Origin of the sequence: Streptomyces sp. NPDC005281, assembly GCF_040607495.1 — a bacterium.
Taxonomy (GTDB): domain Bacteria; phylum Actinomycetota; class Actinomycetes; order Streptomycetales; family Streptomycetaceae; genus Streptomyces.
The window spans coordinates 12,128-22,861 of the sequence record NZ_JBEXGX010000008.1; the positions used below are offsets into that span (position 1 = coordinate 12,128).

Below are 10,734 nucleotides of genomic sequence, written 5' to 3' on the forward strand. Positions count from 1 at the left end.
TCCCTTATTCTCCCGCTCCTCCGTGCAGACTCTGCACCGGGTCGGCGGTGAGCTCCTGCACACCGCGCATGTCACCGCCCAACTGGTCCACCGCGGCGTACGCGCTCGCGATGCAGGCCGGGATGCCGACGCCGTCGTACTGCGCGCCACACACCGCAAGACCCGGCAGCTTGGCGACCTGTTCACGGATGCGGGCCACGCGCGCGTGGTGGCCGACCGGGTACTGCGGCAGACCGTCGTCCCACCGGGTGACGCGGGTCTCCAGCGGCTCGGCGTCCAGGCCGGTGGCCTCGCGCAGGTCGTGCCGGGAGACGTCGACGAGGTGGGCGTCCTCGTGCTCCAGGATCCGGGTCTCGCCGTGCCGTCCGAGGGACGTGCGCAGCACCAGCACATCCGGGTTCTCGTCGGCGATCCAGCCCCACTTGCGTGAGGCGAAGGTCGACGCCTTGATCGTGCGGCCGTCCACCGGCGGCACCAGGAAGCCGCTGCCCTCGGGGAGGGTGAGGCCGGTGCGGCGGTAGGCGAGGGTGACCAGGGCCATGGAGGCGTACTCGACCGTGCGCAGTTCGGCGGCGGCAGCGGGGGCCTCGGCGCCGAGCAGCGCGGCCGCGGCCGGGGCGGGGAGGGCGACCACCACCGCGTCGGCGTGCAGCACGCGCCCACCGGCGACCACCTGCCAGCCCGTGGGCGCCTTCCGGCGCAGTTCCGTCACCGGTGTCCCGGTCAGGATCTCGCCGCCGCGGGCCGTGACCGAATCCGCCACGGCGAGCGGGAGTCGGCCCACGCCGCCTTGGACGCCCATGAAGACCGGGCCGCTCCGACCGCCGGCGGCCGCCTTGGCCTGGATCTCCCGGACCGCCTCGGTCAGCGAGTCATGGGTCCGCGCGGCCTGGAAGAGCTGCGGGACGGCGGAGCGCATCGAGATGCGGTACGCGTCGCCCGCGTAGACGCCGCCGAGGAGCGGCTCGACCAGGCGGTCGACGACCTCGCGGCCGAGGCGGGCGGCCACGTACTCCCCGACGGCCACGTCGTCACCGACCTCCGTGCGGGGCAGCCCGGCCTCGCGCTCGATGCGGGCGAGGCCCTCGTCCGACAGCACACCGGCCAGGGACGCGGCGGTGCCCGGCACGCCCATCACATGCCCCTTGGGCATCGGGCGCAGCGCACCCCGGGTCCAGATCGAGGCCGTGGCGGTGGCCGGCGGCCGGAGACTGTCGCTCAGGCCGGCCTCGCGCGCCAGGTCCACCGCCTCCGGGCGGCGCGCCAGCATGGACTCGGCGCCCAGGTCGACCCGGACGCCCGCGATCTCGCCGGGCAGCAGCTTGCCGCCGACCCGGTCCGAGGCCTCGACGACGGTCACGCGGCTGCCGCGCCCGAGCAATCGGTGCGCGGCGGCCAGCCCGGCGATGCCGGCCCCGATGACGACGACGTGCCGCGTGTCCGTATCCGATGCGCTCATGGCTCCACCCTCTCACCCGCCACCGGCACTCCCACCAGGGCCGTGCGACCCCTTCGAGTCCTGACCGTGACCGCATCGGGACCGGAGTCCGCCAACGTTCCGTAGCACTCCGGCGTCGAAGAATCGTCAGTCGTCACCACCCTGGGGGTAGGCCCGCATGCACACACGCAGCTCCGGACATCCGCTCCGGTCCATGGCACCTGTCCGGTCGGCCTCGTCCGCGTCGTCGCTCTCCTCCGGGTCGCCGTTGCGCGCCGGCCGTGTCACCCGGGGCGTGGCGGGGATGTTCCTCGTCTCCTCGCTCGCGCTGACGGGGTGCGGCGCCTCCGGCGACTCGGCGAGCGCGAACGACAAGTCTGCGGCGCGGAGCGCCGGGGACGTGCAGGCGGGCCCCGCCGAACAGGCGGACTCGGGGGCCGCGGGGAGCGGCAGCTCGAACGGCCGCAAGGCGGCCGCCCCGCCCGAGGTGACCGTGAACAGCATCATCCGCACCGCGTCGCTGACCGTCGTGGTCAAGGATGTTCCTCAGGCGCTGGACGACGCCCGCGCCGCGGCCGAGACCGCCGGCGGCTATGTGGGCGACGAGACCACCACCCGGGACGGCCGGGACCATGAGCGCACGCGGGTGGTTCTGCGGGTGCCGTCCGAGCGGTACGACCAGGTGCTCGCCGATCTGGAGGGCGCGGGCAAGGTCGTCTCGCGGACGGCCAAGGCGCAGGACGTCACCGACCAGGTCGTGGACGTGGAGAGCCGCGTCAAGTCGCAGCGCGCCAGTGTGGCCCGGGTCCGCGACCTGATGGACAAGGCGACCAAGCTCAGTGATGTCGTCGCTCTGGAAGGGGAGTTGAGCAGCCGGGAGTCCGACCTGGAGGCGCTGCTGGCTCAGCAGGCGACGCTGAAGGACCGTACGAGCCTGGCCACGATCACGCTGACGCTGTCCGAGACGCCGGTGAAGAAGGCCGGGAAGAAGGAAGCGGACCCGGGCTTCCTGGACGCGCTCTCGGGTGGCTGGGACGTGCTGGTCACGGTGGTGCGCTGGCTGGCGCTGGCGGTCGGGGCGGTGCTCCCCTTCGCGGTGGTGCTGGGCCTGATCGCCCTGGCGTGGATGCGTGGGGTGAGCCCGCGGCTCAGTCGTCGCCGGGCCGCGGCTCCGGCTTCGGGCCCGTCCCCGTATCCGGCCGCGGGACCGGTTCCGTATCCGGCCGTGTCGACGGATCCGGCCGCCGCGGCTTCCGGCCCGTCCGGCGCTCCCGCCGCGAGTCCGCGGCCGGCCTCTGCCTCTCCCGCTGCCCCGGCTCCGGTTCCGGCCTCGCGCCCGGCTCCGGAACCGGGTGCCGGCCGGACGGACGGCGCCGCTTCCGGGCCGACTTCGGAAAGCGGCGAGGAGGACTGAAGTCCCGCGCCCCCGTAGCGTGTTCGCATGAGCATGAGTGGTGCGAGCGGTACGGGCAACGCCAGTCGTACGAGTGATACGAACGGCGGGCGCGGTGCCCGGGAACGACTGGTCGTGATCGGGGGTGACGCGGCGGGCATGTCCGCCGCGTCACAGGCGCGCCGGCTGCGCGGTCCGGACGAGCTGGAGATCGTGGCGTTCGAGCGGGGCCACTTCACGTCGTACTCGGCGTGCGGCATCCCGTACTGGGTGGGCGGCGACGTCCCCGACCGCGACCGGCTGATCGCGCGGTCCCCCGAGCAACACCGCGAGCGCGCCATCGACCTGCGCATGCGTACGGAGGTCACCGAGATCGACGTGGCGGGCGCCCGGGTGCGCTCCCTTGACCTCGACACCGGGACCGAGGCGTGGACGTCGTACGACAGGCTCGTCATCGCGACCGGCGCGCGACCGGTCCGCCCCGAACTGCCGGGCGCCGACGCGCCGGGCGTGCACGGCGTGCAGACCCTGGACGACGGCCAGGCCCTGCTCGACACGCTCGCGACGACCGGGGGCCGCCGTGCCGTGGTCGTCGGCGCGGGCTACATCGGCGTGGAGATGGCCGAGGCACTCATCAACCGCGGGTACGAGGTGACCGTCGTCAACCGGGGCAGGGAACCCATGTCCACGCTCGACCCGGACATGGGCCGCCTGGTGCACACCGCCATGGAGGGGCTCGGGATCACCATGGTCGGCGACACCGAGGTCACCGGGTTCCTCACCGATGACGAGGCGGGACGGGTCCGCGCGGTCGTCACCGACGACGCCACGTACCCGGCGGACGTGGTGGTGCTCGGCATCGGCGTACGCCCCGAGACGTCGCTGGCCCGTGCGGCGGGGCTGCCGCTCGGCGAACACGGCGGGCTGCTCACGGATCTGGCGATGCGGGTGCGCGGGCACGAGAACATCTGGGCGGGCGGCGACTGCGTCGAGGTGCTCGACCTGGTCTCGGGGCGCGAGCGGCACATCGCGCTCGGCACCCACGCGAACAAGCACGGGCAGGTGATCGGCTCCAACGTGGCCGGCGGATACGCCACGTTCCCCGGGGTCGTCGGCACGGCGGTGAGCAAGGTCTGTGATCTGGAGATCGCCCGCACCGGACTGCGCGAGAAGGACGCGCACCGGGCGGGCCTGCGGTTCGAGACCGTCACCATCGAGTCGACCAGCCGCGCGGGCTACTACCCGAACGCCGCCCTCATGACGGTGAAGATGCTCGCGGAGCACCGCACGGGACGACTGCTCGGGGTGCAGATCGTCGGCCGGGAGGGCGCGGCGAAGCGCGTGGACATCGCGGCGGTGGCGCTGACCGCGGGCATGACGGTGGAACAGATGACGATGCTGGACCTCGGCTACGCGCCGCCGTTCTCCCCGGTCTGGGACCCGGTCCTGGTGGCGGCCCGCAAGGCGGTGAAGAAGGTACGGCAGGGAGCCCGGTGACGGACCCGGCGCCCCGGCCGGGCGGGGACTGCCCGGCCGGGCACGGGACTCAGTGACCCGCACGAGAGGGCGCGGGTCGCCCCACCGGGCCGGCCGGGACCGGCGGCGGTGGGGCCGCGTAGCCGGGTACCCGGCTACGCGGACTCGTTCCCGGCCGTCCCGTTGATCCGGTCTATCGCCTGCCGGGCGTGCTCGGCGGGCGGCCGGGGCGGCAGGGAGGAGACCGAGGCGGCCGCAGTCACCGCGGGCGGGGTCTGGGCCGGCTTCGCGTGCGCCGCCGGGCGGGTGGACCGCAGACGATGGCTGACCGCCTCGTCCAGGGTCACGGGCCGCTGCATCCGGGCCGCGAGACGTCCGGCCTCCTGGCCGAGCGCCGCGACGTCCTCCCAGGGGAGGTGCAGCACCAGGGCGATTTCCGCCTCGCCGTCGGGCAGGGCATGCATCGGAGGAGTAACTCGGTCGCTCATGGCCTGTGTCCTCACGTCTTCACGTCGTCGCGTCTTCGTACCCCGTCGCGCCGTGGGCGCGGCGCGAGGGGCTGGGAAGACATACGGCCGCGGGGGCACAAGTGTTCAGTGTGTCCGGCGGGAACCGCTCCGGCGGCCATGCCGGCCGGATGCCCGACCGGGCCCTGTGCGGCGCGGATTCACCCCACGCTGCGAGGGCAGTAGTTCCTCGTGGTCATTCCCGTCCATGACGTGAACCCGGTGCGGCGCACGCCCTATGTGACGTACGCGCTGATCGCCGCCAATGTGCTCGTCTTCCTCTACACCCCCGGTCTCGCCGGATCGGTGGCGGGCGACAGCGCCCTGTCGCAGCTGTGTCATCTGCACGCGTTCATGGACCATTACGCCGCCGTGCCGCAGGAACTGATCCATCATCGGATGCCCCTGCTGGTGCCGACCGGCGAGGTCGGCGGCGGGCCGCACGGGTCGGGCTGCGCGCTGGGCCCGCCTGGCTACGACAAGTCGCCGCCGCTTTCCGTGCTCACGGCGATGTTCCTGCACGGCAGCTGGCTGCATCTGCTGGGCAACATGCTCTTCCTGCTGATCTTCGGCAACAACATCGAGGACCGGCTCGGGCATGTGCGCTTCGCGCTGTTCTACGCGGCGTGCGGTTTCGCGGCGACGTACGGCTTCGCCCTGGTGAACGAGGACTCGGGCGACCCGCTGATCGGAGCATCGGGAGCGATCGCCGGGGTCCTCGGCGCGTATCTGGTGCTGTATCCGAGAGCCAGGGTCTGGGTCCTCGTCCCGTTCCTGGTGTTCCTGCCGCTCCGGCTCCCCGCGTGGCTGGTGCTGGGTTTCTGGTTCGTGCTCCAGGCGGCCTACTCGTCCGGCGCCGCCGTGCCCGCGGCGGGCACCGTGGCGTACGCGGCGCACGTCGTCGGTTTCCTGGCCGGCATGCTCCTGGCCTGGCCGCTGCGTCCGGGCACCCCGCCACCACCCGAACCGCGCCGCCTGCTGTTCGGCAGACAGGCGCGGCACGGCTGGTGAACCGCGGACCAGGGCCACCCGGCATCCGGCATCCGGCATCCGGCATCCGCGGAAGGATCCGCCGGGCGATCCGCTGTACGGATCTGAGAACGGCCGGAAAACGACTGGAGAACGAGCCGGGGCCGGGGCCGGGACCTAGCGGGCCGTCTGCGTGTGGACGTACTCCACCAGACGGCTCAGCGCGTCCGGGTCCATGCTCGGCATGACGCCGTGCCCGAGGTTGAAGACGTGGCCCTCCAGACCGGCGGCGGCGTCCAGCACCTCGCGGGTCTTCGCCTCGACGGCGTCGGTGGAGGCGAACAGGATCGCGGGGTCGAGGTTGCCCTGGAGCGCCTTGCCGGGACCGACCCGGCGGGCGGCCTCGTCGAGCGGGACACGCCAGTCGACGCCGACGACGTCCGCGCCCGCCTCGCCCATGAGGCCCAGCAGTTCGCCGGTGCCGACGCCGAAGTGGATACGCGGCACGCCGTAGGAGGCGACGGCGTCGAAGACCTTCGCGGAGGCGGGCATCACGGAGCGGCGGTAGTCGGCGGGGGCCAGGGCCCCGACCCAGGAGTCGAAGAGCTGGACAGCACTCGCGCCGGCCTCGATCTGCACCTTCAGGAAGGCGGAGGTGATCTCGGCGAGACGGTCGAGCAGATCGGCCCACAGCTGCGGGTCGCTGTACATCAGCGCCTTGGTGTGCTCGTGGTTCTTGGACGGACCGCCCTCCACGAGGTAACTCGCGAGGGTGAAAGGCGCGCCCGCGAATCCGATGAGGGGGATCTCGCCGAGTTCGGCCGTCAGGAGCCCGATCGCCTCGGTGACGTACCAGACGTCCTCGGGGGTCAGATCGCGCAGTTGGGCCAGGTCGGCGCGGGTGCGGATCGGGTTCTGGACGACCGGGCCGACGCCCGGCTTGATGTCCAGGTCGACCCCGATGGCCTTCAGGGGGACGACGATGTCGCTGTAGTAGATCGCGGCGTCCACGTGGTGCCGGCGGACCGGCTGGAGCGTGATCTCGGCGACCAGCTCGGGCCTCTCGCAGGACTCCAGCATGGGGATGCCCTCGCGCACCTTGAGGTACTCGGGCAGTGAGCGACCGGCCTGCCGCATGAACCACACGGGAGTGTGCGGCACCGGCTCGCGCCTGCACGCCTTGAGGAAGGCGGACTCGTACGTCGCTGTCGGCTGCTGCCCGGCGGGGCTCTGGTTGGCGCTCACGACGGAAAGTCTCCCACGGTTCACGAACGCCCCCGTCCCGGGCTCCGGTGCGGCCGCGGGCCCGGCCAGGGTCCTCCGGACGGCCCGTCCGCGGAGCGGCGTCCGCGCGGCGTGATCCGGACAGGGGTCCCACGCACGGGTGTCTCTCCCTGCGCGCGGGCTCCGTTCCCCTTAATCTTCCCGGCATGGCTGCGGCTCAGGGACGACTGTCGGACGGCGCTGGCGGAGTGGACGACGCGAAGGAGAAGAAGGAGGAGGACAGGAATGCGGCGGAGACGGCCCCGTTGCCCTTCCGGGCGGCCGTCGAGGCACTGCGGGCCGCCCGGCTGCGACCTGACATCGAGATCGACCCGACCCGACCACCGCAGCGCCTGGCTCCGTACGCGTACGCGCTGGAGGCCGCGATCGTCGCCGACGACGAGGATCTGGCCGACGGCCGCCTCGTCCTGCTGCACGACCCGGCCGGACACGACGCCTGGCAGGGCTCCTTCCGTCTGGTGACCCTGGTCCGCGCGGAGCTGGAGCCGGAGATGGCCGCCGACCCCCTGCTCCCCGAGGTCTGCTGGTCATGGCTGACCGGCGCGCTCCAGGCCCGTGGTCTGTCGTACGGCGAGCCGAGCGGCACCGTGACCCGCGCGAGCTCGCACTATTTCGGCGGGCTCGCGGAGCGCCCGGCCGCCTCGCAGATCGAGATCCGCGCGTCGTGGACGCCCCGGGAGGGACTCGGCGGCGTACCGGACACCGCCGCGCACCTCGCCGGCTGGTGCGACCTGCTGTGCCAGGTCGCCGGACTGCCGCCGGTGACTCCGGGTGACGCCTCGGTCGTCACCCTGCCGCAGCGCCGGGGACCACAGTCCCGCTGACCCCCGCCAGGGCGCGCGCCGACGCGCGCGCCCTTTCCTTTTCCTTACCGGACCGGCCGATTCCTTACCGGCCGAATGTCGATACGACCACTTTCGGCCGTGTATCGACGAGGAACGACCCGGAACGACTCGGTTCGATCTTCGGATGATCGATCGCCTGTCCGAATTGCACGGATTGTTACTCACCCCATCGTGATCATTCTCTAAAGGTCCACAGGTTTGATGCCGAAGACGTCTGTGACCTTGAAAGCACGGTTCGTCCTGGCTCGCCCCCCAGAGCCGGCCCCGTCCCGCCCCCCAGGAGGCCTGGTGTCCGTTCTCCTCGAGCAGCCCGCAAGCCTGGTCGCCTACCGCCCGAACAAGCCGACCGCCATGGTGGTCGTGGCCGACCCTCGGGTCCGTTCCACCGTCACCCGCCATCTGTGGGCGCTCGGAGTTCGCGACGTCATCGAGGCGTCGTCCGTCGCGGAGGCACGTCCCCGAATCGGCAACCCGCGTGACATCTGCGTCGCCGACGTCCACCTGCCGGACGGTTCCGGCCTCACCCTCCTTTCCGAAACCCGAGCCGCGGGCTGGCCCAACGGCCTCGCCCTCTCCGCCGCCGACGACATCGGTGCCGTACGCAACGCCCTCGCGGGCGGCGTCAAGGGCTATGTCGTCACCGGCACCCGCACGAACGTCGGGCTCCCCACCCGGCCCGGCGCCGCGCCCATCGGCTCGGCCGCCGCCCGTATGCACCGCCGCCCCCCGGGTGCCCCGAGCCACCCGGGCGGCTACCGCGAACTGTCCGGACGAGAGGTCGAGGTCCTTCGGCTGGTCGCGGAGGGCCAGTCGAACAAGGCCATCGGCGTCTCCATGGGCCTGTCCGCACTGACCGTCAAGAGCCACCTCGCCCGCATCGCGCGGAAGCTCGGCACGGGCGACCGCGCCGGAATGGTCGCGGTGGCCCTGCGGACCGGAATCATCCACTGACCCCTCCCTGACACCACTCCCCCGACGCCCCACCCTCACCACCGCAGCCGCCGCCACCGGCACCGGCGGTCTCCCGGCTCTCCGGCCGTTTCCTCTCGTGTGTGAACCGCGTCTTGCGCTCACCTGACTGGTTTACGACCATCCGACGCCCGTCGACGGAACGTTCCGTCGACGGGCGTTGTCCATACACGGATACCCTTGACAGGTGACCGACGCCCAAGAGACCGCAGCAGACAGCTCACTGCGAACCACCGGAGGCGGCCCTCCGGACGACGTCGAATCGGCGCCGACCCCATTGCTCGAGCCCCGAGAAGGCATCCCGCCGGTGATCACCGACGAGACCGCGCTCGCCGAGGTGATCGCCGCCTTCGCCGCCGGCTCCGGCCCGGTGGCCGTCGACGCCGAGCGCGCGTCCGGGTACCGCTACGGCCAGCGCGCCTATCTGGTGCAGCTGCGCCGTGAGGGCGCCGGCAGCGCGCTCATCGACCCCGTCGCCTGTCCGGACCTCTCCGGTCTCGGCGAGGCCGTCTCCGGGGCCGAATGGGTCCTGCACGCCGCCACCCAGGATCTGCCCTGCCTCCGCGGCATAGGCATGATCCCCACCACCCTCTTCGACACCGAGCTGGCCGGACGCCTGGCCGGGTTCCCCCGGGTGGGCCTCGGCGCCATGGTCGAGAGCGTCCTCGGCTTCGTCCTGGAGAAGGGGCACTCCGCCGTCGACTGGTCGACCAGGCCGCTGCCCGAGCCCTGGCTGCGGTACGCCGCGCTCGACGTGGAGCTGCTGGTCGACCTGCGCGACGCCCTGGAGAAGGAACTCGACCGGCAGGGCAAGCTGGAATGGGCCCGGCAGGAGTTCGACGCCATCGCCCAGGCCGAGCCCGCGCCGCCGCGCAAGGACCCCTGGCGTCGTACGTCCGGGATGCACAAGGTGCGCCGCCGCCGTCAGATGGCCGTCGTACGGGAACTGTGGGAGACCCGGGACCGGGTCGCGCAGCGCCGGGACATCTCGCCCGGCAAGGTGCTCGGGGACGCCGCGATCGTCGAGGCGGCGCTCGCCGTCCCCGCCAACGTGCAGGCCCTGGCCGCGCTGAACGGCTTCGGGCACCGCATGGGCCGACGCCAGCTGGAGCAGTGGCAGACCGCCGTCGACCGGGCGAAGGCGCTGCCTGACGCCGAGCTGCCGCAGCCCGGACAGCCGGTGACCGGCCCGCCCCCGCCGCGGGCGTGGGCCGACAAGGACCCGGCGGCCGCCGCCCGGCTCTCCGCCGCGCGGGCCGCGGTCTCGGCGCTGGCCGAGCAGCTGAACATGCCGCAGGAGAACCTGATCACCCCGGACACCGTGCGGCGCGTGTGCTGGGAGCCGCCGAAGACACCGGACACCGAGTCCGTGGGCGCGGCGCTCACCGCCTGCGGGGCGCGCGCCTGGCAGGTCGAGCTGGTGACCCCGGCCCTGGTGACCGCGCTGTCCGTCCAGACGGCCTAGGACCGGTCCGGGACCGGTCCGGGACCGGTCGCTCACACGTGGCCCGGCGCGCGGCCTTCCGAGGTCCGAGGCGTGCGCGCCGGTCGACGGGTGAAGCGCGCGGTATACGCCGGTACGGGGTGTACGCGCCGGTCGGTTGCCGAGACATCCGGTGTCCGCCGGTACGCGATGTGCGCGCCGGTCGACGGGTCGGGGCGCCCCGTGTACGCGCCCGTACACGGCGGGTCGGAGCGCCCGGTGTACGCCCGTACACGGCGGATCGGGGTGTGCCCGTACGCCGATCGGGTCCTCGGAGCGGAACCGGCCCGTCGAACGGGCGACGAGATCACGCCAAGATCCTGGGCCGTCCGGGCGCGACGGCCACCCCGGGTGTCCTGTTCCCGCGAGGC

General features: G+C 72.9%; 9 protein-coding genes. 6 read left to right on the forward strand and 3 right to left on the reverse strand.

All coding sequences use genetic code 11. From position 1 onward, the window contains the following. Window positions 1-4: 4 nt before the first annotated feature. The gene (gene hemG, locus ABZV42_RS13525) at window positions 5-1,459 is read right to left on the reverse strand and encodes a protoporphyrinogen oxidase (RefSeq protein ID WP_355981252.1); all 1,455 of its coding nucleotides are present in this window, start codon (window positions 1,457-1,459) and stop codon (window positions 5-7) included. Window positions 1,460-1,742: 283 nt separating this feature from the next. On the opposite strand from hemG, the gene ABZV42_RS13530 reads away from it, so the two are divergent. Continuing rightward, complete coding sequence (locus tag ABZV42_RS13530; protein WP_355981320.1) at window positions 1,743-2,852, forward strand: DUF4349 domain-containing protein; 1,110 nt, start codon at window positions 1,743-1,745, stop codon at window positions 2,850-2,852. 33 nt (window positions 2,853-2,885) lie between these two features. After that, window positions 2,886-4,328, forward strand: a complete 1,443-nt coding sequence (locus ABZV42_RS13535; RefSeq protein WP_355981317.1) for an FAD-dependent oxidoreductase — start codon at window positions 2,886-2,888, stop codon at window positions 4,326-4,328. A gap of 134 nt (window positions 4,329-4,462) precedes the next feature. Here ABZV42_RS13535 and ABZV42_RS13540 read toward each other — a convergent pair whose 3' ends face one another. After that, window positions 4,463-4,795, reverse strand: coding sequence for a hypothetical protein (locus ABZV42_RS13540; protein WP_355981249.1), 333 nt, complete (start codon window positions 4,793-4,795; stop codon window positions 4,463-4,465). 210 nt (window positions 4,796-5,005) lie between these two features. Between ABZV42_RS13540 and ABZV42_RS13545 the strand changes: the two genes are divergently transcribed. Beyond that, the gene (locus ABZV42_RS13545) at window positions 5,006-5,824 is read left to right on the forward strand and encodes a rhomboid family intramembrane serine protease (RefSeq protein ID WP_356051976.1); all 819 of its coding nucleotides are present in this window, start codon (window positions 5,006-5,008) and stop codon (window positions 5,822-5,824) included. A gap of 135 nt (window positions 5,825-5,959) precedes the next feature. Here the strand turns inward: ABZV42_RS13545 and hemE are convergent, their stop codons facing one another. After that, entirely contained in the window at window positions 5,960-7,027 is a 1,068-nt protein-coding gene (gene hemE, locus ABZV42_RS13550; protein WP_356051978.1) for a uroporphyrinogen decarboxylase, read from the reverse strand. A 185-nt stretch (window positions 7,028-7,212) separates the two neighbouring features. Between hemE and ABZV42_RS13555 the strand changes: the two genes are divergently transcribed. From ABZV42_RS13555 to ABZV42_RS13565, 3 genes are all read left to right on the forward strand, one after another. After that, window positions 7,213-7,890, forward strand: a complete 678-nt coding sequence (locus tag ABZV42_RS13555) for a DUF3000 domain-containing protein (protein ID WP_355981241.1) — start codon at window positions 7,213-7,215, stop codon at window positions 7,888-7,890. A 309-nt stretch (window positions 7,891-8,199) separates the two neighbouring features. Next, window positions 8,200-8,862 carry a response regulator transcription factor gene (locus ABZV42_RS13560; RefSeq protein ID WP_019073943.1) on the forward strand — a complete coding sequence of 221 codons (663 nt, stop codon included), beginning with the start codon at window positions 8,200-8,202 and terminating at the stop codon, window positions 8,860-8,862. A gap of 205 nt (window positions 8,863-9,067) precedes the next feature. Continuing rightward, complete coding sequence (locus ABZV42_RS13565) at window positions 9,068-10,345, forward strand: ribonuclease D (protein WP_355981238.1); 1,278 nt, start codon at window positions 9,068-9,070, stop codon at window positions 10,343-10,345. Window positions 10,346-10,734 lie beyond the last annotated feature (389 nt).

Bases quoted from the DNA above. Each gene is read 5' to 3' on its own strand.
- hemG (WP_355981252.1), bottom strand. From the start codon at position 1,459: ATGAGCGCATCGGATACGGACACGCGGCACGTCGTCGTCATCGGGGCC.
- ABZV42_RS13530 (WP_355981320.1), top strand. From the start codon at position 1,743: ATGTTCCTCGTCTCCTCGCTCGCGCTGACGGGGTGCGGCGCCTCCGGC.
- ABZV42_RS13535 (WP_355981317.1), top strand. From the start codon at position 2,886: ATGAGTGGTGCGAGCGGTACGGGCAACGCCAGTCGTACGAGTGATACG.
- ABZV42_RS13540 (WP_355981249.1), bottom strand. From the start codon at position 4,795: ATGAGCGACCGAGTTACTCCTCCGATGCATGCCCTGCCCGACGGCGAG.
- ABZV42_RS13555 (WP_355981241.1), top strand. From the start codon at position 7,213: ATGGCTGCGGCTCAGGGACGACTGTCGGACGGCGCTGGCGGAGTGGAC.